Origin of the sequence: Streptomyces sp. NPDC126499 (assembly GCF_040302485.1) — a bacterium.
GTDB lineage: Bacteria > Actinomycetota > Actinomycetes > Streptomycetales > Streptomycetaceae > Streptomyces.
In genome coordinates, this window is record NZ_JBEOUO010000009.1 from 24,815 (window position 1) to 46,269 (window position 21,455).

The window sequence follows — 21,455 nt, forward strand, 5'->3', positions numbered from 1 at the left end:
GGGTGCGGAAGGGGTGGTCCGGGAAACGGGTGGTCCGGAACCGGGGGTCGGGAAAGGGGGTCCGCCGGGCGGCCCCACCCCCCACGGGAAGGACGCCCGGCGGACCGGCGTGATCAGCGCACGTCGTAAGCGCGGACCACGGTCTGGGTGACGGAGTTGCCGCGGGCGTCCGTCAGTTCGGTCCTCAGGGTGACCTGCCGGCCGGTGGCGCCCGCGTGGTCGACGGTCGCGCTCCAGGCGTCGCCCTGCCGGGAGACCGGCGCTTCGGTCCAGGTCTCGCCCCCGTCGTAGGAGTACGAGAGCCGGGCCGAGGTGAGGGGTGCGGGGGTGTAGCCCGCGTGGCCCGTCACGAAGAGGCCGATCCGCTGGCCGTCGGTCGCGGCGAGGGTCTTGAGTCCGTCCTCCGGAAGGTCGTACCGGGGGAAGAGAATCGGGATGCCCTGAGAATAGACGCTCTCGTCGAGGCGGGAGGTGAATTCCCACACGGAGGTGACGGCCATGGAGCGGGCCCACACCTTGCTGCCCATCTTCATGGTGCGCTGTTCGAGGGTGTACCTGCCGGGTTCGGCCGGCACCTCGAACACTCCGAACGGCCAGGCCGTCCGGCCGAGCACTTCTCCGTCGCGGCTGAGCCGGAGGCTTCCGATGTCACCGAAGGAGCCGGACTCGGCGTGGTGGGCGCTGTCGCCCCACAGGGCGGCGGCGAAGCCGATCAGGTTGCCCTGGCGTTCGGCGACGAGGACCGGCTTTCCGGCCCGGTCGCGCGGGGCGGTGGGGGTGACGACTCCGTCGTACCAGCTCTCGGAGCGCCGCTCGCCCGCCCGGTAGACGTGCGGGGTGCCGATCATGAGCTCGCCGAAGGGGAAGCTGGAGCAGAGCGTCTTCTCCCAGACGGTGTCCCCGGCCGTGTAGTACTCGGTGCGGGTGCCGGGCGCGGGGGCCGGCTCCAGGCCCGCGAAGGAGGCGGAGGCGCCGCTCGGGCGCCGGGCGAGGCCGAAGTCCACGAAGTCGTTGGCGATGCCCATGGCGGTGTACGTGGACCGGGTGCTGCCCAGGGCCGCGTCGCGGACCCGGTAGGTCCGCTCGTCGCGGATCGCGCCGGACTCGGGGAACGCCAGCTGGTAGACGTACGGGCTTCGCGCGGTGGCCTTCCACGTGAGGGTGACCTCGCCGGCGGAGAGCCTGCCCAGGAGCTTCGCGGCCTCGGCCGACTCGACGGCGAGCACCGGCAGTCCGGCGCTGCCGAAGCCGGCGCTCGGGTACCAGCGGCCGGGGGCCGTGCGGTGGCCGAGGACGGCGACGGCGCCGGCGGCCTTGGCGTCGCGGGCGACGGTCCCGGAGTACTCCTCGCCGTCCGCGAAGCGCACCAGGGCGATCCTGCCCCTGACCTGAGCGGCCGTCAGCTCGGCCGGGGTGCCGGTGCCCGCGTCGACGAGGCGCGCGGTCCCGGTGCCGTCGAGGTTGTCGGAGCCGGTGGAGCCGGTGACCGGGTGCAGGGCGAGACCGTCGCCGGTGGTGAGCGCGGAGATCTGCGGGGCGGCGGTGCGCCAGTAGCTGCCGAACTCGAAGTCGCCGTTCTCCGCCTCGCCCTCGACCGAGGCGTAGTAGCCGCGGAGGGTGCGGCCGGCGGCGACGCTGCCGGCGTGCAGCCAGGTGCCGTCCCAGGAGCGGGCGAACGCGAGGGTGCCGGAGCGCACGTCGGAGGGCCGGTCGGTGCGCACGGAGAGCCGGTGGGCCTTGCGGGCGTCGAGGACGACGAGGGTGTCCTTCGTGAGCCTCAGTTCGGGGCGGGCGAGGTAGCTGAGCGAGTCCTCCAGGGTGGCGCCGGGCGTGGCGTCGCGGGTGGTGACGAAGGCGGAGAGGAAGTAGCCGCCGGGGCGGAGCCGGTAGACCTGGTCGGTGGCGCCGTCGTTGAAGCGGCGTTCCCCGGTGGCGGTGTCGGTGCCGATGACGTCGAGGGAGGAGGCGCCTTCGGCGGACCTTCCCTGACGGTCGATCAGTTGGACGCGGAGGGTGACGGTTTCGGGCTCGACGTACAGCGAGAACGGGGTGGAGACGTGGATGCCGCCGGGTCCGGTGGCGAGGACGCGGCCGGTGACGTCGCCGTACTGGGCGCGGTCGAGCCGGGCGGCGGGGTCGAGCCGGAGCGGGACCTCGACGGTGGCGCCGGCCGGGACGGTGACGGTGCGGCTGCCGAGGCGGGCGACGGAGGACCGGACGGCGGAGCCGTCGTTGCCGGTGACCCGCTGCACGGCGAGGGAGAGGGTGACGGGCTTGTCGCCGGTGTTGGTGTAGGGGACGGCGACGGTGGTGCGGTCGGCGGCGCCCTGCGGCCAGGGGTAGGTGCCGCCCTGGACGGCGGGGGCGCCGAGGACGGTCTGGTCGACGGCGGCCTTGACGTCGAGGCGGCCGCCGCCGACCTCGCGGACGTCGCCGGGGACGCCGCTGTCGGCGGAGGAGACGAGCGCGGCCTTGATCCGCTGGGCGGTCCAGTCGGGGTGGCGCTGCCTGAGGATCGCGGCGGCGCCCGCGACGTGCGGGGTGGCCATCGACGTACCGGACATGCCCTGGTACGCGTACACGCCCCGGCCGCCGGCCGCGGCGGCGGAGATGGCGACGCCGGGGGCGGCGATCTCCGGCTTGAGGGTGTGGCCCAGGGTGGTCGGACCGCGGCTGGAGAAGGAGGCGGTGGAGTCGTCGCGGTCGGTGGCGCCGACGGTGAGGACGCTCGGCGCGCAGCCGGGCGAGGAGACGGTGTTGAGCGAGGGGCCGCTGTTGCCGGCGGCGACGACGAACAACGTGCCTTCTTCGCGGCCGAGTTGCTCGGCGGCGACGCTCATCGGATCGGTGCAGTCGGTCTCGGAGGGGTTGCCGAGGCTCATGGAGACGACGTCGGCGCCCTGGGCGACGGCCCACTCCATGCCGGCGATGATCCATGAGGTGGCGCCGGAGCCGGAGTCGTTCAGGACCTTGCCGTTCAGGAGGTCGGCGCCGGGCGCCACGCCCTTCTTCCTGCCGCCGCTCGCGGCGCCGCTGCCGCCGACGGTGGAGAGCGTGTGGGTGCCGTGGCCCTGGCGGTCGTCGGCGGTGTCGGAGTCGGTGAAGTTCTCGGAGGCGGCGATCCGGCCCTTGAGGTCGGGGTGTTCGGCGTCGGCGCCGGTGTCGAGGACGGCGACCTTGGTGCCGGTGCCGTCGTAGTCCGCCGCCCATGCCTCGGGGGCGTGGACCTGGGCGGTGGAGCGTTCCAGGGTGGCCCGCACCTTGCGGTCGAGCCACAGCTTCCGCAGGCCGCCGCGCGACGCGGTGCGGGCGGCGGGTCCGTCGACGTCGGCCCAGAAGGTGGCGGCCTGCTTCTTGTCGGCGGTCAGCGCGACGGCGTCGACGCTTTCGAGGACGTGGCCGCGGGTGGCGCCGCGCGGGGCGGGCGGCAGGGACCGGGCGGTGGCCAGGTCGGTGCCGTAGACGGCGATGAGCGGGAGGGCGGCCGAGCCGGCGTCGTCGTAGCCCTGGCGGATCAGTCCGGTGACGTTGAAGAGCTCCTCGTCGACCCGGCCCGCGGCGAGGGCGGCGGTGGCGCCCTCGGGGTAGACGTAGAGCTCGGGACCGGACCTGCGGGTCTGGACGGACGGCACGGTGCCGTCCTCGCGGGGCAGCGCGGCGGCGGCCGGGTTGCCCTGGGCGTCCCGGGTGACGAGCACCCGGTCGCCGGTGACGAGGGTGACCGTGGCGGGTCGCTGCGCGGCGGTCCGGGCCGCCTCGCCGCCGACCAGCGGTCGCTTGCCGGTCGCCGGGGCGTCCTGCGGCGTTGCCGCCGTGGACGTCGCGACCGCGGTGACGGCCAGGACGGCGGCGGTCGCCGCCCCCAGGGCCGTACGCGAAATCGGGCGCATCACTCTCCCCATCTGTTTCCGGGCATGGCGGCACAAGGTGCCCATCTCCGGAGGCTGTCGGTGCTGCGGTGGCGCCACATTGGCAGAGGTGAGGGTGGTGGAGGCAGGATGGGCGCGGCGGGAATGCGCCGTGGCCGATTCCCGCCAGTGCACCGACGGAACGAACGCGTCCGCCGGTCGTCCCGGGAATCTCCGGGTCGTCCGGGGACGTCCGCGCGAGGGGTGGGGTCAGCGATGCTGGGAGCGATAGGTCTCGACGAACGGCAGGAGTCCGCCTACCGCGCTCTGGTCGCGATGGGCGCGGCCGAGGTCTCCGACCTGGCGCACCGGCTCTCGCTGCCGGTGGTCGACACCGAGCGGGCGTTGCGCCGCCTGGAGTCGCAGGGTCTGGCGGCGCAGTCCTCGGCCCGTACCGGGCGGTGGGTCGCGGCGCCGCCCGGCGTGGCGCTCGGCGCGCTGCTCACCCAGCAGCGGCACGAGCTGGAGCAGGCGGAGCTGGCGGCGGCGCTCCTCGCCCAGGAGTACCGGGCCGAGGCCACCGAGCCGGCCGTGCACGACCTGGTGGAGGTGGTGACCGGCGCGAGCGCGGTGGCGCATCGTTTCTTCCAGCTCCAGCTGGGTGCCACGCAGGAGGTCTGCGCGCTGGTGACGGGCAAGCCGATCGCGGTGACCGGCCTGGAGAACGACGCCGAGGCGATGGCCGCCGAGCGGGGCGTGCGCTATCGGGTGGTGATCGAGCGCGAGGTGCTGACCCTGCCGTCGGGTCTGCACGAGCTGTCGGCGGCGCTCGGCCGCGAGGAGCAGATCCGGATCGTGGACCGGGTGCCGACGAAGCTGGTCGTCGCCGACCGGACCCTCGCGATGGTGCCGCTCACCGGCCGCGGCGCCGAACCGGCCGCGCTCGTGGTGCATGCCAGCGGGCTCCTGGAGTCGCTGATGGGCCTGTTCGAGTCGGTCTGGCGCGAGGCCCTGCCGCTACGGCTCGGCGCGGGCGCCCAGGTGACGGAGGACGAGGTCCCGGGCCCGGACCCGACGGACCTGGAGATCCTCAGCCTGCTGCTCGCGGGGATGACGGACGCGAGCGTGGCCAAGCAGCTGGACCTGGGGCTGCGGACGGTGCAGCGGCGGGTGAAGGGGCTGATGGAGCTGACGGGCGTGACGACCCGGCTGCAGCTGGGCTGGCACGCGTACGAGAAGGGGTGGGTGGCGCGGCGGTGAGGGGGGCGCGAGGGGTGGGCGGTCGTGGGGGGCTCATGGGGCAGGGGCCTGTCGCGGGGCCGTAGGGCCGGGCCTTCGGGGCGGGGCCGTATGGCAGGGTGGCGGCCGGTTTTCTTTCGGCTCGGAGCGGAACGAATCCCGCCCTCTCCCCTCTCCCCCAGGAGCACGACTCATGAACGGAAGGCGCCGCCGCGCCCTGCTGACCGCCGTCACCCCGATGCTGGAGCCCGGGGAGCGGGTGGAGGTCACCTCCCTCGTCAACCTGAGCTCGGTGTCCGTGCGCCGTACCGCCGCCTTCGGCATCGCCTCGGCGATCGCCAGCGGCGGGTCGATGGCGGTGATCCCGGCGCCGACCCCGATGTACCTGGCGATGACCGACCGCCGGATCCTGATCTTCCGGGCGGACCCGGTGTTCGCGAAGCCGGTCGAGCACACGATGACGATCCGGCGGGAGGGTTTGTTCCGCTCGGAGATCAAGGAAAGGTTCCTGAACTCGTCGTTCGTACTGTCGTCCCCGTACAGCGAGACCTCGCTCAAGGTCATCTTCCCGCTGATCGACCGCAAGGCCCGGAATCTGGTGGCGGCGGCCCTGCCGGTGGCGGGCTGACCGTCCCTGGCCGGCCGGTCTTGACCTGCGGGAACATCCGACTTCCGGCACCCTTGGCAGATGGGTGTGTGGCAGCTCCTGATGGTCGCGATGGTGATGCTGCTCGGCCTGTTCGGGGTGCTGACGCCCGGCGTGCCGGGGACGTGGCTGGTGTGGGCGGCGATGCTGTGGTGGTCGCTGCACGAGCAGTCGGGCCTCGCCTGGATCCTCCTCGTCTCCTCCACCGGACTGCTGCTCCTCACCCAGGTGGTCGTATGGCAGCTGCCGCCGCGCCGCTTCCGGGGCGTGGGCATCACCCGGCGGATGGTGACGTACGCGGGAGTGGGCGCGTTCCTGGGCTTCTTCCTGGTGCCGGTGCTGGGAGCGATCCCCGGGTTCGTCGGCGGGATCTACCTCTCCGAGCGCCTCCGCCTCGGCGGCCACGGCCAGGCCCGTGCCGCCACGCGCACGGTGATGCGGGCGGCGGGGACGAGCGTCCTGGTGGAGCTGTTCGCGTGCCTGCTGATCGTGGGGGCATGGGCGGGAGCGGTGATCTGGGGCTGACGGGGGCCGGTTGGCCGGTCGTGAGCCGGTCGGCCGTGAGCCGGTCGCGGTCAGGCGTGCGCGGGGGTGGCCGTCCACGGGGTCAGGCCGACTCAGGCCGTCCAGGGGGTCGGGGCGATGGCGGACACGTCACGCGGTCCGCAGGTAGCGGGCGGCGTAGGAGCGCCAGGGCCGCCATTCCGGGTGGGCGTCGGGGGCGTCCTCGGGGTCCGGGAACACGTCCGGGTCGCCGAGGGCCCGCATGCGGATGACGGCGGCGGCCCGGGGGCTCACTCCGGGTACGGCGGCCAGGGCCGCGGCGGAGGTCGCGCGGTCCGCACCCGGATCGAGGCGGACGGTCCCGTCGGCGAGCGCGGCGGCGAGCGGCCCCGCCACGGGGTGCCCGACGAGCGCGGCCGGCCGGGGGAACACGTGGGTGAGCGTGCCGCAGGGCGTCTCCAGGGGCGTGCCGTGGCCGGCCACGAGCCGGGCGGCCTCCTCCGGGCCGACGACCGTGCGAAGCGCGAACTCCTCCGGCTCCGCCGTGCCCGGTGACCGTACGCCGGGGCGGGCGGCGACCTCCGCGGCGAGGGCGGGATCGGCGCCGAGGCGTTCGGCGACGGCGTACGGATCGGCGTCCAGGTCGAGCAGCCGGCGCAGCCGCTGCACGGCGGTGGTGAGGTCGCGCAGTTCGGTGAGGTGGATCCGGGCCTCCAGCCAGGCGCCGGGGGAACGCTCGTCGACGGAGACGATCCCGGTGCCGTACGGGAGGCGGAGCGTACGCCGGTAGGTACGGGCACCGGGCTCGCCGACCACTTCCTCGACGCCCGGCACCGCCTCGGCGGCCAGCAGGTCGAAGACCTCCCCCGCCGCGTACGGCCCCCGGTGGGCGAGGCGCAGCGGCACCCCGGCGGCGAGCGCGGTGCGCGGACCCGCGCCGGTGCCGGACTCGGCGCGCAGTTCGCTGGGGGTGCGGGCGTAGACGGCGCGGATGGTGTCGTTGAACTGCCGGACGCTGGCGAAACCGGCCGCGAAGGCGATGTCGGTGACCGGGAGCGGGGTGGTCTGCAGCAGCAGGCGCGCGGTGTGCGCCCGCTGCGCGCGGGCGAGCGCCACGGGCCCGGCCCCGAGCTCGGCGGTCAGCTGACGCTGCACCTGCCGGGCGCTGTACCCGAGCCGTACGGCGAGGCCGGGCACGCCCTCCCGGTCGACGACCCCGTCACCGATCAAGCGCATCGCGCGCCCCACCACGTCCGCCCGCACGTTCCACTCGGCGGCCCCGGGCACGGCGTCGGGCCGGCAACGCCGACAGGCCCGGAACCCGTGCCCCTGCGCCGCCGCGGCGGTCGGGAAGAAGCGGACGTTCCGCCGCTTGGGCGTGACGGCGGGGCAGCTGGGCCGGCAGTAGATCCCGGTCGTCGCCACCCCGAAGAAGAACACCCCGTCGAACCGGGCGTCCCTGCTGCTCACGGCCCGATACCGAGTCTCCTCGTCCCCGGGCCAGCCGGCGGCGGTGCCCGTCGCGGTGTCCGTCGTCGCCGTGTCCGTCATGCCCTCCAGTGTGCGCGAGGAGGTGGAGCCGAACTGGCGGTTTTCGGACACGGAGGTGGGAGGAGGGAGTGCGGGACGCCTGTGACCGGGCCAATAGCCAGGGCCGGGGCCGAGGTCCGGCCCGGATCCCGCCCCCTCTATGGGCCCGACGGGCGGGCAGCCGGTACCAGTGGTCCGCGCCGGTCAGGCCGGGTCCGCGCCCGACCGCGTCTGCGGGCCGCGTCCCGCGCGTGCACGCGAAGGCGGGTCACAGGCCCAGGTGGCGCAGGGCCGCCGCGACGTGGCCCCGCAGGGAGCGGTCCCAGCCCGCGACGGCACCGGAGACCGCGACCGCGTCGGCGTGCACGAGGACGGTCAGTGCCGCGTCGGGCAGTGCCGTCACCTGTCGGCGGGCCAGGGCGATCGCGGCCGTGACCCGTACCACGTCGTCGGGTGAGGCAAGGCCCGTCGTCAGGGCTCCGAGTTCATCGGCACCGGGGTGTCCGGGCAGGTGGGCAAGGGCGAGGTTCGCCGACGCCCGCGCTTCGGCGGTGACGCACGGCACGGCGGCGAGCGCGCCCGGCAGTCTTGGCACCGGGGAGAACCAGACGAGCAACGCCGCCGCGAGGGTCACCACGGCGGGGTCGGGATCGTGGAGCCACCTCAGGAAGGAGGCCGTATGACGCTCGGCCGCTCGGTATGCCTCGGCGGCCCAGTGCAGTGCCACGGCGTCGGCGACGTCGGCGACGGCATGGATGTCCGGGTCCTCCTCCTCGAAGAGAACCCGGAGCACCGCATCCTCGTCCGCCGGACGGACACGGTCGGCGTCGGCGAAGGCCCGCGTGGGATCGAAAGGCAGTTCGTCATCGCGCAGGTCGCCGATGGCGACGGCATGCAGGATGTGGAGGACGGTGTCCCGGTCGGGAGTCGACGGAGTGTCGACGAGGGCGACGAGCGGAGCCACCACACGCGCGCTGGCCGGCCACCGGGTGCCCTGGTGGTAGACGCTACTGGTGAGGGCCGACGTGGCCGCACGGCGTACGGCCGGGTCGGAGCCGGACAGTGCCGCCAGATGCCCCGGGACGTCCGCCGCCCGGCCGTGGGCGTGGTACAGGCCGGCCCAGTCCGTCGACGGTGGGATGCTCACGGATCGAGAGCCTAACGACTTGTCACCCGGTGGCGCGGGGCCGGCCGTGACATGACGACGGTCGCACGGGCCGAGTGAATCGTGACGCCCCTCCTCCGCCCGCGCGGTCATGTCCCACCTCGCCTTCTGTGGCCTGACCGTGCACATCTCGGCGATCTGATCGAGGAGTCGGTCGGCCCGTGGACGGCGCGGTGCGAAGCCGCGCTCAAGGAACGACGCGGGCGCGACCGTCAGCGGGCGGCTGTGCCGGACCCGATCACCAGGCCCCCGGGTACGCCCGGCGGCCGGGCGGCCGGGCGGCGCCGGTGATGCTCCGATCGACGTGCGTCGCCGGGGTGCGGCCGGGGGCGAGCGAGGCCCGCTCCCGGCCGGGCGCCGCCGTGCCGGCCCTCAGCGGACGCGACCCCGCTTCGCGGCCATCGCCGCACGCCCCTCCGCGCCCTTGCGCTTCCAGTCCTTCAGGATCTCGGCGCGGACGCGGGCGTCGGTCTTGGCGACGAGGCGCTGGTTCTCGCGGAGGAGCTTGCGGTAGCTGTCGAGGCGGCGTTCGGGCAGGGAACCGTCGGCGATGGCGGCGGTCACGGCGCAGCCCGGTTCCGTCTCGTGGGCGCAGTCGTGGAAACGGCACTCGGACGCGAGGTCCTCGATCTCGGCGAACACCTGGCCGACGCCCGCCTCCGCGTCCCACAGGCCGACGCCGCGCAGACCGGGGGTGTCGATGAGCACGCCGCCGCCGGGCAGGACGAGCAGGTTGCGGGTGGTGGTGGTGTGCCGGCCCTTGCCGTCCACGTCGCGGGCGGCCTGGACGTCCATGACGTCCGCGCCGAGCAGCGTGTTGGCGAGGGTCGACTTGCCCGCGCCGGAGACGCCGAGCAGCACGCTCGTCCCGCCTCCGGCGACCGCCCGGAGCACGTCGAGTCCCTCCCCCGTGTGGGAGCTGACGGGCAGGACCTGGACGCCGGGCGCGACCGTCTCGACGTCCTCGACGAGATACGAGAGCCCGACCGGGTCCGGCACCAGGTCGGCCTTGCTGAGGACGACCAGCGGCTGCGCACCGGACTCCCAGGCCAGTGCCAGGAAGCGTTCGATGCGGCCGAGGTCGAGCTCGACCGCGAGCGACACGGTGATGATCGCGTGGTCGACGTTGGCCGCGAGGATCTGCCCCTCCGACCGCTTGGAGGAGGTGGAGCGGGCGAACGCGGTACGGCGCGGCAGACACGCCCGTACGTAACGGGGGTCGCCGGCCCCGTCCGGGTCGACGGCCGCCCAGTCGCCGGTGCAGATCACCCGCAGCGGGTCGTGCGGGGTGACGAACGCGGTGTCGGCGCGCACGAGCCCCTCGGGGGTGACCAGGTCGCACTGGCCGCGGTCGACCCGGACGACCCGGCCGGGCAGCAGGCCCTGTGCCCCGTACGGGGCGAACTCGGCCGCCCACGCGTCGTCCCAGCCGAAGGCGTGCAGGGAGGAGTGGTCGGTGGAGCTGGTGGTGGTGGAGCCGGTGGTGGAGAAAGACAAGGGGAACCCTTCACAGGGTGGCCCCGGCGCTGCGCTCGGCGCAGCCGGTGGAAAAGGTCAGCCGGTGGCCACGGAGGTGGAGTGGACGAGCATCTGGATGCGGGCAACGCCCGTCGTGACGACAGCCATCGGTCACACCTCCTGGTCGAAAGGGTCGGCAAAAAGCCTTCTGGACCACGATCGTCGGTCTTCGCGGTCCAGAAGACCGTAGCGGGCGCACGGCCCCACGCGCCACGCGTTTTTCCGGCGCGCCCGAACACCCCGTCAGGCGGGGAGCGCGTGACCGGTCGTCGCGTCCACGTGGTCCGGCAGTTCGTCGTGACGGTCGCCCACCGAGAGCGTCCCGGTCGGCTCGAACAGCAGGATCGCGGCGCCGGCCGGGGCCGACGGACGGTGTTCGGTGCCCCTCGGCACGGTGAAGACCGAGCCGCGCGGCAGGACGACGGTGCGCTCCCCGGTCGGCTCACGGAGGGCGATCCGCAGCTCCCCGTCGAGCACGAGGAAGAACTCGTCGGTGTCGTCGTGCGCGTGCCAGACGTGGTCGCCCTCGACCTTGGCGACGCGGACGTCGTAGTCGTTGACGCGGGTGACGATCCGGGGGCTCCAGAGGGCGTCGAAGGAGGCGAGGGCACCGGCCAGGGCGATGGGTTCGTTGTTCATGGGCCGATCCTCGGCGGTCCCGCCCGTACGCCGTGAGTGCTAGAAATCGCGCATGGCGAAAGAATCCTCGCAGGGCAGGGCGGCCGGTGCGGCCGGAACGACGGGGGTGACCGGGGCAACCGGGGCGGCCGGGGCAGCCGGGGCAGCCGGGTCAGCCGGAAAGGCGCTCCACCGGGTCGTCGTGATCGTGGACGAGAACTCGAACCCCTTCGAACTGGGCTGCGCCACCGAGGTCTTCGGGCTGCGCCGCCCCGAACTCGGCCGCCACCGCGACCTCTACGACTTCTCGCTGTGCTCGCCCGAGCCCCGCACGCCGATGCGCGACGGCTTCTTCGCCCTCACCGGCGTCGCCGGCCTGGAGGCCGCCGACACGGCGGACACCCTCATCGTCCCCAACCGGCCCGACGTCGAGGTGCCGCGCCGCCCGGCCGTGCTCGACGCGGTCCGACGGGCACACGCGCGGGGCGCGCGGCTGATCGGCTTCTGCAGCGGCGCGTTCACCCTGGCCGAGGCCGGGGTCCTGGACGGGCGCCGCGCCACCGCGCACTGGCAGTGGGCGGACGACTTCCGTGCCCGGTTCCCCTCGGTGCGGCTGGAGCCCGACGTGCTGTTCGTGGACGACGGCGACATCCTGACCGCGGCGGGCAGCGCGGCCGCGCTCGACCTGGGGCTCCACGTGGTCCGCCGGGACCACGGCGCCGAGATCGCCAACGCCGTCAGCCGGCGGCTGGTCTTCGCGGCGCACCGGGACGGCGGTCAGCGGCAGTTCGTCGAGCATCCGATGCCCGAGCTCAGGGACGAGTCCCTCGCACCGGTCCTGGCCTGGGCGCGGGAACGCCTGGACGCCCCGCTCGCCGTCGCCGACCTCGCCGCCCGCGCGGCGGTGAGCCCGGCGACGCTGCACCGCCGCTTCCAGGCCCAGCTGGGCACGACCCCGCTGGCGTGGCTCACCGGTGAACGGCTGACGCTGGCATGCCGGCTGATCGAGCGCGGCGAATCCCGCTTCGAGGTGGTCGCCCGGCGCAGCGGCCTGGGCACGGCGGCCCATCTGCGCATGCTGATGCGCCGCGAGATCGGCATCACCCCGTCGGAATACCGCCACCGCTTCGGACCGCCGCCGGCCCTGCGCTGATCCCCATAGCGGCGGCCGCCACCCCGGCCGCCACCGCCACCGCCGGGCCGACCGGGCCTGGCCGCGCACCGGGCCGCCTCGTCGTGTGGGGCCCCCACCGCCGGCCCTGGCCTCCCTCCGCGCCGCCTCGTCGCGTGCGGCCCCCACCGCCGGGCCTGGCCTCGCACCGCGCCGCCTCGCCGTGTCCGATCCGTACAAGACGAGACCGCGCCGCCCTTCCTACCGTGCGCGCATGAACACGAACCGATCCTTCCCCTCCCCGGCCCCGTCCCCCGTGCCCACTCCCCGTCTCGACGTCGTCGGCCTGGTCACGGCCGACATGGCGGCGTCCCTCGCCTTCTACCGGCTGCTCGGTCTCGATGTGCCGGACGGCGCCGAGCGGCAGCCGCACGTGGAGGTGGCGTTGCCGGGCGGGATGCGGGTGTTGTGGGACAGCGAGGAGGTCGTACGGTCCTTCGACCCCGCGTGGACGCGGCCGGCCGGCGGCGGCGAGCGGGTGACGCTCGCGTTCCGCCTCGGGGAGCCGGCCGAGGTCGACGCGCTGTACGAGACGCTGACCGCCGCCGGTCATCGCGGCCACCTCAAGCCGTGGGACGCCGTCTGGGGACAGCGTTACGCGGTCGTGCTCGACCCGGACGGGTCCGCGGTGTCCCTCTACGCCGATCACACCGATCACCCCGACCGCGTCGACGCCGCCGACCACCCCGACCGCGCCGATCACGCCGGCGAAGCCGCCCGCACGGACGCCGTGTAGCGGGACAGGGTCGTGCCCGTCAGGGCGCGCATCTCGCGGGCGAGGTGGGCCTGGTCCGCGCAGCCCGCGCGGTGGGCGGCCTCCGCGTACGGCACTCCGGAGGTCACCAGGTCGAGGGCGCGCCGCAGCCGCAGGATCCGGGCCAGGGTCTTCGGGCCGTAGCCGAAGGCGGCGAGCGAGCGCCGGTGCAGTTGCCGCACGCCGAGGCCCACCGCGTCCGCCGCGGCGCCGACGGGCTCTCCCGCCCGGAGCCGGGCGACCACGGCCCGCAGCAGCGGATCGGGCGCGGGCGCTTCGGCCGCCCTGCGCAGCACCAGCGCCTCCAGGGCGGCGGCCCGGTCGGCCGCCCCCGTGACGTCGTCGGCGAGCCGCCGGGCGGTGCGGGCGCCCCACAGGTCGGCGAGCTCGACCCGCCGGTCGCGCAGGGCACTCGCCTCGGTGCCGAGCACGGCCGGCGCGTCGCCGGGCGCGAACCGCACCCCGGCGTAGGCGTGGGCGGGGCTCTCGGGCACGTACGCCCGCGTGTCGGGCCCGGCCACGAGCAGTGTGCCGTCGGCCCAGATCAGGTCCATGCAGCCGTCGGGCAGGACCGGCCGGGTGCCCGGATCCGCCGGATCGGCGGTGCCGGTGAGCCGGGTCCAGACGACCGCGCCGTCGAGCCGGGAGGGACGTTCCTCGTACACCCCACCAGGGTAGGCGGACCGCCTGACAGCGGCCGATCGGTCGGACAGAATGGTGCGTGAGCCAACTGGTCGGGCCACGGGGGTCTTTGTGGGTACGTTCATGGAGTTCGGCACGGAGAGCGGCGCGGTCCTGGTGGAGGCCGACGGGCACCAGCCCGGCGCCCGCCCGGTCTCGCGCGGCGGGAACTCCCTGGTCCGGGCGGGCCAGACGCTGGAGGAGGCGCTCGCCGGGATCCGTACGGCGGCGGAGTCCGCGCTGGCGGTGTTCCGCGGGGGTTCGCTCCGGCCGGACGGGGTGGAGCTGGAGTTCGGCGTGAAGCTGACGGCCGAGGCGGGCGCGGTGATCGCCAAGACGGCGGTCGAGGGCCATCTGGTGGTCCGGCTCTCCTGGTCCCCGGACTCCGGCGCCCCGGAGGCGACGGTCACGGCCCCCGCCGAGACCGCTGCGGAGTCCCGGGGAGAGGCGCCCGTACCCGAGGCATCCGGGCCCGAAGCATCCGGGCCCCGGGCATCCGGACCCGAGACCTCCACGTCCGGGACCTCCGTGTCCGACGCGCCCGCGCCCGGCGCATCCGTGTCCGAGGCGGGTGACGGCGGACTGCTCGGCGGCCGGTGATGTCCACGACGCCGTCGACCCCCTCGACGCCCTTCTCGGCCTGGCACGCGCGGGTCGACCACGCGGGCGAGGTCCTGGGCTCCGCCTTCCTCGTCACGTCCACCACCTTGCTGACCTGTGCCCATGTGGTCGCGGACGTCGACCGCGTCTCCGTGCGGTTCCCCGGCGCGCAGGGCCTCGGCGAGCTCCCGGCGCGGGTCGCGGTGCGCGGGCCGTGGGGCGGATCGCCCACCGACCCGGGTGACGTCGCCCTGCTCGCCCTCGACGGGCCGGTCGACATGGCGCCGGCCGTGTTCGCCGCGCCCGAGGACCTGCGGGACATGTGCGCACCGCCGCGCCTGGTCGCCTACGGCTTCCCCGAGGGCTACGAGCGCGAGGGCGCCCAGAGCGAGGTGCGGATGCTCGTGCCCGGTCAGTTGATCCAGGACGAGTGGAACCAGGTCGAGTCCCTGTCCGGGCACGGGCAGAAGCCCTCGTTCGGTTTCAGCGGCTCCGCCGCCATGCGGGCCGACGACGGGACGGTCGTCGGCATGGTCACCGCGTACGACCCCACCGCCCACACCGCCCGGATCATCCCCGCCCGGGTGCTGGCCCGGTACGTCCCCGCCCTCGCGCCTCTCGTGCCGACGCCGGGCTGTTCGGCCGATGAGAAGCGCTGGTTGCGCGAGCTCGTGGACCGGGTCGAACGGACCGGTGCGCTGCGGGTCCCGGTGGAGCGGCTCCTGCGCGCGGCGGCCGGCCCCCTCCTCCCTCCCCCGCCGACGGCCGCGCACTCGGGGCTGTGGCAGGCCGTCTGGTATCTGCTCACCGAGACCCGTCCCGCGGACGGCCGGGTGCCGCTCGCCGAACTCGCGGAGCGGCTCGCGGACCAGGTTCCCGACGAGGAGCTGCGGTGCGAGTTCCGCGCCTGGGCGCGCCACCACCGCGCCCGGCACGCCCCGGTCGCCTCTCCCCCCTCCTGTCGTCCCTCCGCGCCGCCCCGGCCCGACCCGGCCTCCTTGCCCGCCTCGCCCGCCTCGCCCCCCTCGTTTCCCACGCCTCCCTCCTCTTCCTCGTCTTCCTCACCTCTCGCATCTTCCCCACCTGACTCGCCTGCCTCGTTCACCTCCCCGGCGTCATTCACCTCCTCCGCGTCGTCGCCCTCGTCCTCCGCGTCGTCGCCCTCGTCCTCCGCGTCGCCCATGGACGCGGCCGGACCGGAGCGGGAGGCGCCGCTGCCCTGGGCGCCGATCCTCGTCGAGGTGCGGCACAGTGGGGCCGACCGCGAGACGGTGCTGGCGGAGGTGTCCGTGCACCGGCACGGCGAGCGGATCCTGGTGAGCGAACGGCGGCTCGCCAAGGCCGACCTGCGCGCCTGGGTGTGCGACCGGATCGACGAGGCCCACCACGACATCGTGGACGGCCGGCCGCTGGTCGCGTTCGCCCTGCCCCGGGGCTGGCTCAACAAGAACGTCGACCAGTGGCGGCGCAGACGGCGCGAGCAGCCGCTCGGCTGTCTGGTGCCGGTCGTCCTGCTCGACCACGACCGGCGCACCAAGGGCCGGCACCAGTACGAGCTGCGGAAGAAGTGGGGCGAGCTCGAACGTCAGCATCGCTCGTCGCTCTACCGGGTGGCCTGTGACACCGCTTACCAGCCGGCCCAGCTCGCCGCGTGGCTCCAGGGCGTGGGCGGCGCGGTGGGTTTCACCCGGCCGCCGACCGCGGCTCGTACGCGGAAGCTGCACGACGCGGCCCTGGACGCGCCGGCGCCGATCGTGTTGTGGCCGCGCATCGGCTGTCCGCCGGGCGAGCCGTGCACAGGCGGCTGCCGGGGCGACGGCTTCCTGGACCGGATCGCGGAGTGGATCTCGGCCGCACCGCCGTACGAACTCCCCGAGCTGGTCCGTCAGTTGCGCATCCAGGCGTTCACCCACCTGGAAGCCGAACGGCACTGGGCGGCGGACGGCCTGTCCCTCGTCTGGGACGATCCGCACTGCTTCGCGAACGTACGCCCGCTGCGCAGCTCCCCCGTCGGCTGACCTCACCCCCTGGAGACGTGCACATGTCCCTCTGGCCGGTCTACACCGGATCGAGCGCGCCGCACGACGGCATCGACGCGCTGCCGGCGCCGCCGCCGTGGCGGCGGTTCGACGGCGGCCCCGCACTGCCGCCGGCGCGGGAGGAGGAGGACGGCGGGGCTCCGGGACGGAGCCACCGGGCCCGGACCTACCAGCCCACCGCGGAGACGGTGCGGTGGGTGAACGCCGCCCTGTATCTGCGGCGGCCGCTGCTGGTCACCGGCCCGCCGGGAAGCGGCAAGTCCAGCCTCCCGTACGCGGTGGCGCGGGAGTTGCGGCTCGGCCGGGTGCTGCGCTGGAACATCACCAGCCGCACGACGCTCACGGACGGGCTGTACCGCTACGACCCGCTCTCACGGCTCTACGCGGCCGGCCGGGGCGGGGCCGGTGGTGCGGGCGGGGCGGGCGGGGCGGGCGGGGCGGCCGGCTCCGACGAGGCGAGGATCGAGGACCATCTGCGGCTCGGCCCGCTGGGCACCGCGCTGCTGCCGTACGAGCGTCCGCGCGTGCTGCTCATCGACGAGATCGACAAGTCCGACCTCGACCTGCCCAATGACCTGCTGCACATCCTGGAGGAGGGGCAGTACGAGATCCCGGAGCTGGTCCGGGCGGCACGCTCGCACCCGGAGGCCGAGGTGATGGTGGCCGACTCGGAGGAGCGGGTGCCGGTACGGCACGGGGAAGTGCGCTGCCGGGCCTTCCCGTTCGTGGTGCTGACCAGCAACGGTGAGCGGGAGTTCCCGCCCGCCTTCCTGCGCCGCTGTGTGCGCCTCGAACTGCGGCAACCGGTGCGCGAGCAACTGGAGGACATCGTGCGGGCCCACCTCGGCGAGCTCGACGAGCGGGACCGCGCGCTCGTGGACACGTTCCTGCACCGGGGCAGCGCGGGCGAGCTCGCCACCGACCAGTTGCTCAACGCCATCTACCTCACCCGGACTTCGGGCCTGGAGGCGTCCTCGCTGGAGGAGCTGGCGAAGGCGCTGATGCCGTATCTCGGCCGGGTCACGGAATCCTGGGACACCGATGACTTCTGACGCGGCGGACGGCGAGGGCGGCGCGGGGCACGGACGCGACGAGGGGCGTACGGGCGATGGGCGCGACGAGGGGCGTACGGGCGGTGCGGAGCGCACGGGCGGTACGGGCGGTGCGGGGCGTACGGTCGACGAGGGGTGGTCGCGTGCGCTGAGCGCCCTCGCCGGTCTGCTCGGCCGGGCGGGACAGGAGCCACCGACCGGGCGTGAACTGGCCGAGCTCCTCTGGCTGGCCCGCCAGATGGACGGCCCGACCGGGTTCCTCACGGGGACCGACCGGCGAGGATCCGGGACGCCTCACCTCCCTCCTGGCATGCCGGTCGACGTCGACAAGCCGCCGAAGCCGTCATCTCCGCGCGAAGGCCCCACGGCGCCGACCGCCCCACCACCGCCCGAACCGCCCGCCGTCCCGGACGCCTCGCCCCGGGTGCCGCTGCGCACCCCGGCGTGCGGGTCCGGCCCCGTCACCGAGGAGCGTGCGGGGCACGCCGGTCTGCTGGCGCCGGCGCCGCCGATGCTGGCCGGACCGCTCGCGCTCCAGCGTGCGCTGCGTCCGCTGCGGCGCACGGTACCGGCCACGGACGGCTGGGAGCTGGACGAGGCGGCGACCGCCGACCGGATCGCCGCCCTCGGCCCACTCGGCCCGTCCGGCCCTCTCGGCCCCTCCGACCCGTCCGGCCCACTCGGCCCCTCCGATCCGCCCGGCCCTCTCGGCCCCTCCCATCCGCCCAGCCCCTCCGATCCGCCCGGCCCGCTCGGACCGCCCGGCCCCTCCGGTCCACCCCGCGCACCCGGACCGTCCGGACCCCGCCGGCTGCTGTGGCTTCCGGTGCTGCGGCCCCGGCGCGAACGCTGGCTGCACCTGCGGATCGTCCACGACACCGGCCCCACCATGGCCATCTGGCGGCCGCTGGTCCACGAGCTGCACACCGCCCTCGCCCAGACCGGCTCCTTCCGCACCCTCGACGTGCTGGCGCTCGGCGCGGACGGCCGGCTGCCGCCGCGCCACCGGGAGCGGGGGCGCACCGCGGTCCTGGTGGTCAGCGACGCCATGGGACCGCAGTGGCGCGACGGCCCGGCCGGAGTGCGCTGGCGGACCACGCTCGCGGCCCTGGCCGCGGAGATGCCGGTCGCGCTGCTCCAGCCGCTGCCCGAACGGCTGTGGCGGCACACCGCGGCGCCGACGGTGCCGGGCCGGTTCGCGTCCCCCGCGGCGGGCGTGCCCAACACGGCCCTGGCCTTCGAGCCGTACGACGACGGTCACGCCCCGCCGGGCGTGCCCGTGCCCGTGCTCGAGACCTCGGACGTCTGGCTGGGCCACTGGGCCGCCCTGGTCGCCTCCGTGGCCGGTACGGAGGTGCCGGGCGCCGCGGCCTTCGTGACCCCGGCCGCCCCCGCCCCGCCGAACGACGCCCTCACCCCCGAGGACGCCGACCCGAAGGAGCTGGTGCTGCGCTTCCACGCGCTCGCCTCGCCGCAGGCCTTCCGGCTGGCTGCGCACCTGGCGGTCGGCTCGGCGCACCTTCCGGTGATGCGTCTTGTGCAGGCGGCCGTCGAGCGGCGGCCCGAACCCCGGCACCTCGCCGAGGTCGTGCTCAGCGGCATGCTCGTCGCCCACCCGGACGCGCCCCCCGGTGCGTACGACTTCCGTCCCGGGGTCCGCGAGGCCCTGCTCACCGCCCTGCCCCACACGTCCATGGTCTCCACGGCGCGGCTCCTGGCCCGCGTCAGCACCGAGATCGAGTCCCGCGCGGGCAGGCTGCCGGGCGAGTTCCGGGCGCTGGTGGAGTGCCTCGCCGGGCAGGACGGCGAGCGGGCGGTGGGGCGGCCGTTCGCGCTGGTGAGCGAGGAGTGCCTGCGGATGCTGCGGGGGCCGGAGCGGGCCGCGCCGATCGGCGCCGGGATCCGCCCGCCGTACGAGGACGACGGCCGCCCGCCGTACGGGGACGGTGACCGGCCGCCGTACGGGGACGGCAGCGGCCCGCCCGCCGGCGGCGCCCTGTACGGGGCCGACGTCCCGTCGGCCGGCGGCCCACCGCCCGCGGATCCGCCGTCGGCGGTCCCGCCCGGGGCGCACCCGCCGCGCGAGGATCCACAGCGCGAGGATCCGCAGCGTGAGGATCCGCCGCATGCCGACCCGCCGGCCGCCCTCGGCGAGCGGTACGAGACCGGCGCCCGGCTCGGAGGCGTCGGCAGCCGGGTGTGGAGCGGCTACGACCGCCGTCTGGAGCGGCCGGTCGCCCTGGCGTACCGCTCCTTCCCTCCCCCGGGTGAGCGTCCCCCGGGCGCGACGGACACGGACGCGGTGGTGTCGGCCGTCATCCGGCACTTCGTGGAGACGGAGGCGGGCCCCGGCCTGGTCCCCGTGCTCGACGTCGTCGCGTTCGGCACGGGCTGTTGCCTGGTGACCGAGCTGGTCGAGGGGCGTTCGCTGCGCCGGTACCTCGACGCCTCCGGTCCGCTGCCGGTCGAGGAGGCGGTACGGATCGGCCAGGCGGTGCTCGGCGGTCTGCGGACGCTCCATCGGCAGGGAGCCGTCCACGGCGACCTCACGCCCTCCAAGGTGCTCGGCGCCGACACCGACGCGCCCCGGCTGCGCGACCACGGACTGCGCTGGCCGTACGCGGACGACGGCGACCCGGGCCCGGACACCCCGGGGCTCTTCCCCCGTGACCCGGCTCCCGGCGTCCGGCCCCTGCGGGGCACCGCGCGCTATCTCGCCCCGGAACGGCAGCACGCGGAACCCACCCCCGCCACGGACCTCTACGCCCTCGGGTGCCTCCTCTTCGAGATGCTGACCGGCGCCCCGCCGTTCACCGACGACGACCTGGGGACGGTGCTCCGGCACCACGCCGAGACCGAACCGGCCGACCCGGGCCGTCTGCGCCCGCAGACCCCGCCGGCGCTGGCCGCCGCGGTGCGGGCGCTGCTGGCGAAACGGCCGGAGGCACGCGAGAGCGGCGCAGCGGCCCTGGACGGCCTCCACCAAGGGCCGGGCCCGGCGGCCGCGGACGTCGTCTACGGACTGCTCGGGCCGCCGCGTGCGACGGTCGGGGGCGAGGACGCCACGGAGGCCTCGTACCGCAACAGCGCCTTCCTGTGCCGGCTGCTCGCGGCACGGGGGGAGCCGGTCGGGGAGGCCGAGCTGCGCGCGGCCGTGCCCGGGACGCCGGCGGAGGAGCCGCTGACGTACGCCCTGCGGCTGCGCGACCTCGGCCATCCGGTGGAACTGCTCCACGGGGCCTACCGGCTGGCCGTCGGGCCGGGCTCCCTGGACCTGCTCCGGGCGGAGGCCCTCGCCGAGCAGGCCGCCGAGGCGCTGCGGCGCGGTGACCGGAACGCGGCACGCCACGCGCTCGGTGCGGCGCTCACCCTCTGGTACGGGGACCCGCTCGACGGGGTGCCGGGGCCGTGGGCGGCGCGGGAGCGCGACCGGCTGCGTGCCTTCCGCGAGGACCTCGCCGAGCAGGCGGCGGAGCTGGACACGCCACCGCGGACCGCGCGGGGCGTGCTGCTGGTCCGCCGGCGCTCCGGCACCCGGGCCGTCCCGAGCACGCTGATCACCGACCTGGACGCCCTGGTCCGCGATCGGCTGGGCCCCCTGTCCTTCGGCCGGGTCCAGCCGCACACGGACGGTTCCCTGCGAGCGTCCCTCTCGCCGGGACTCGACGCGGCGGAACTGGTGGCGTGGGCGGTGGAGGAGTTTCCGGACGCGCTCGCCTCCCGGCTGTCCGCCGCCGGCACCGGCCGTACGGTCGCGCCGGTACGGGTCGATGTCGTCGTCCACGAGGGCACCGAGGCCGCCGGGGTGTCCCTGGCGGCGGTCGGCCGGGAGCCCACGGCGGCGGAGCGCGAGGCCGCGCTGCTGATCGTGACGGTCCTGGTGTCCCATCGCGTGCGGGCGAGGCTGCCGCGCGGCCTGCGCCGGAACTTCGGCACGGTCACGGAAACGGCGGAGGGCTGGCAGCACGTGGTGGTCGTCCGACGCCCGGGGCCGGTGACCTGACCTGGCCTGACCTCATCTGACCTGACCTGGCCTGACCTGACCTCACCTCACCTCATCTGACCTGACCGGACCTGACCGGCCGCGGGC

General features: G+C 75.3%; 15 protein-coding genes. 9 read left to right on the forward strand and 6 right to left on the reverse strand.

Annotated elements, in window-relative coordinates; translation table 11 throughout:
* Positions 1 to 113: 113 nt before the first annotated feature.
* Positions 114 to 3,890 carry a S8 family serine peptidase gene (locus ABTZ91_RS15220; protein ID WP_352077606.1) on the reverse strand — a complete coding sequence of 1,259 codons (3,777 nt, stop codon included), beginning with the start codon at positions 3,888 to 3,890 and terminating at the stop codon, positions 114 to 116.
* A gap of 234 nt (positions 3,891 to 4,124) precedes the next feature.
* Between ABTZ91_RS15220 and ABTZ91_RS15225 the strand changes: the two genes are divergently transcribed.
* The 3 genes from ABTZ91_RS15225 (at position 4,125) to ABTZ91_RS15235 (ending at position 6,258) form a co-directional block, all read left to right on the forward strand.
* Positions 4,125 to 5,108, forward strand: a complete 984-nt coding sequence (locus ABTZ91_RS15225; protein ID WP_352077607.1) for a helix-turn-helix domain-containing protein — start codon at positions 4,125 to 4,127, stop codon at positions 5,106 to 5,108.
* A 172-nt stretch (positions 5,109 to 5,280) separates the two neighbouring features.
* Positions 5,281 to 5,715 (forward strand): hypothetical protein, encoded by a 435-nt coding sequence (locus ABTZ91_RS15230; protein WP_352077608.1) that lies wholly within the window; start codon positions 5,281 to 5,283, stop codon positions 5,713 to 5,715.
* A gap of 60 nt (positions 5,716 to 5,775) precedes the next feature.
* Positions 5,776 to 6,258: a DUF456 domain-containing protein gene (locus ABTZ91_RS15235; protein WP_352077609.1), complete on the forward strand. Its 483-nt coding sequence runs from the start codon at positions 5,776 to 5,778 to the stop codon at positions 6,256 to 6,258.
* 129 nt (positions 6,259 to 6,387) lie between these two features.
* Here the strand turns inward: ABTZ91_RS15235 and ABTZ91_RS15240 are convergent, their stop codons facing one another.
* From ABTZ91_RS15240 to ABTZ91_RS15255, 4 genes are all read right to left on the reverse strand, one after another.
* Positions 6,388 to 7,788 carry an AlkA N-terminal domain-containing protein gene (locus ABTZ91_RS15240; RefSeq protein ID WP_352077610.1) on the reverse strand — a complete coding sequence of 467 codons (1,401 nt, stop codon included), beginning with the start codon at positions 7,786 to 7,788 and terminating at the stop codon, positions 6,388 to 6,390.
* 247 nt (positions 7,789 to 8,035) lie between these two features.
* Complete coding sequence (locus ABTZ91_RS15245; RefSeq protein WP_352077611.1) at positions 8,036 to 8,914, reverse strand: hypothetical protein; 879 nt, start codon at positions 8,912 to 8,914, stop codon at positions 8,036 to 8,038.
* A 390-nt stretch (positions 8,915 to 9,304) separates the two neighbouring features.
* Positions 9,305 to 10,429 carry a ribosome small subunit-dependent GTPase A gene (gene rsgA / locus ABTZ91_RS15250; protein WP_352077612.1) on the reverse strand — a complete coding sequence of 375 codons (1,125 nt, stop codon included), beginning with the start codon at positions 10,427 to 10,429 and terminating at the stop codon, positions 9,305 to 9,307.
* 264 nt (positions 10,430 to 10,693) lie between these two features.
* Positions 10,694 to 11,089, reverse strand: a complete 396-nt coding sequence (locus ABTZ91_RS15255; protein ID WP_352077613.1) for a cupin domain-containing protein — start codon at positions 11,087 to 11,089, stop codon at positions 10,694 to 10,696.
* 181 nt (positions 11,090 to 11,270) lie between these two features.
* Here ABTZ91_RS15255 and ABTZ91_RS15260 point away from each other — a divergent pair, with 181 nt between their 5' ends.
* Positions 11,271 to 12,221, forward strand: coding sequence for a helix-turn-helix domain-containing protein (locus ABTZ91_RS15260; RefSeq protein ID WP_352077882.1), 951 nt, complete (start codon positions 11,271 to 11,273; stop codon positions 12,219 to 12,221).
* 232 nt (positions 12,222 to 12,453) lie between these two features.
* Complete coding sequence (locus tag ABTZ91_RS15265; RefSeq protein WP_352077614.1) at positions 12,454 to 12,975, forward strand: VOC family protein; 522 nt, start codon at positions 12,454 to 12,456, stop codon at positions 12,973 to 12,975.
* Here the strand turns inward: ABTZ91_RS15265 and ABTZ91_RS15270 are convergent.
* Complete coding sequence (locus ABTZ91_RS15270; protein WP_352077615.1) at positions 12,939 to 13,658, reverse strand: helix-turn-helix domain-containing protein; 720 nt, start codon at positions 13,656 to 13,658, stop codon at positions 12,939 to 12,941. The two genes, ABTZ91_RS15265 and ABTZ91_RS15270, sit on opposite strands and share 37 nt — an antisense overlap.
* A gap of 100 nt (positions 13,659 to 13,758) precedes the next feature.
* Here ABTZ91_RS15270 and ABTZ91_RS15275 point away from each other — a divergent pair, with 100 nt between their 5' ends.
* From ABTZ91_RS15275 to ABTZ91_RS15290, 4 genes are read left to right on the forward strand one after another with little or no spacing between them, the layout of a single operon-like run.
* On the forward strand, positions 13,759 to 14,274 hold the full coding sequence (locus ABTZ91_RS15275; RefSeq protein WP_352077616.1) for a CU044_2847 family protein: 516 nt from the start codon (positions 13,759 to 13,761) through the stop codon (positions 14,272 to 14,274).
* Positions 14,274 to 16,292, forward strand: a complete 2,019-nt coding sequence (locus ABTZ91_RS15280) for a trypsin-like peptidase domain-containing protein (protein ID WP_352077617.1) — start codon at positions 14,274 to 14,276, stop codon at positions 16,290 to 16,292. The genes ABTZ91_RS15275 and ABTZ91_RS15280 overlap by 1 nt, the downstream gene beginning before the upstream one ends.
* 23 nt (positions 16,293 to 16,315) lie before the next feature.
* Positions 16,316 to 17,365: a MoxR family ATPase gene (locus ABTZ91_RS15285; protein WP_352077618.1), complete on the forward strand. Its 1,050-nt coding sequence runs from the start codon at positions 16,316 to 16,318 to the stop codon at positions 17,363 to 17,365.
* A complete protein-coding gene (locus ABTZ91_RS15290) occupies positions 17,355 to 21,368 on the forward strand; it encodes an SAV_2336 N-terminal domain-related protein (RefSeq protein ID WP_352077619.1) in 4,014 nt (1,337 codons plus the stop codon). The genes ABTZ91_RS15285 and ABTZ91_RS15290 overlap by 11 nt, the downstream gene beginning before the upstream one ends.
* Positions 21,369 to 21,455 lie beyond the last annotated feature (87 nt).

Coding starts and splice junctions, on each gene's coding strand:
- ABTZ91_RS15220 (WP_352077606.1), bottom strand. CDS start 3,890: ATGCGCCCGATTTCGCGTACGGCCCTGGGGGCGGCGACCGCCGCCGTC.
- ABTZ91_RS15225 (WP_352077607.1), top strand. CDS start 4,125: ATGCTGGGAGCGATAGGTCTCGACGAACGGCAGGAGTCCGCCTACCGC.
- ABTZ91_RS15230 (WP_352077608.1), top strand. CDS start 5,281: ATGAACGGAAGGCGCCGCCGCGCCCTGCTGACCGCCGTCACCCCGATG.
- ABTZ91_RS15235 (WP_352077609.1), top strand. CDS start 5,776: ATGGGTGTGTGGCAGCTCCTGATGGTCGCGATGGTGATGCTGCTCGGC.
- ABTZ91_RS15240 (WP_352077610.1), bottom strand. CDS start 7,788: ATGACGGACACGGCGACGACGGACACCGCGACGGGCACCGCCGCCGGC.
- ABTZ91_RS15255 (WP_352077613.1), bottom strand. CDS start 11,089: ATGAACAACGAACCCATCGCCCTGGCCGGTGCCCTCGCCTCCTTCGAC.
- ABTZ91_RS15265 (WP_352077614.1), top strand. CDS start 12,454: ATGAACACGAACCGATCCTTCCCCTCCCCGGCCCCGTCCCCCGTGCCC.
- ABTZ91_RS15275 (WP_352077616.1), top strand. CDS start 13,759: ATGGAGTTCGGCACGGAGAGCGGCGCGGTCCTGGTGGAGGCCGACGGG.
- ABTZ91_RS15280 (WP_352077617.1), top strand. CDS start 14,274: ATGTCCACGACGCCGTCGACCCCCTCGACGCCCTTCTCGGCCTGGCAC.
- ABTZ91_RS15285 (WP_352077618.1), top strand. CDS start 16,316: ATGTCCCTCTGGCCGGTCTACACCGGATCGAGCGCGCCGCACGACGGC.
- ABTZ91_RS15290 (WP_352077619.1), top strand. CDS start 17,355: ATGACTTCTGACGCGGCGGACGGCGAGGGCGGCGCGGGGCACGGACGC.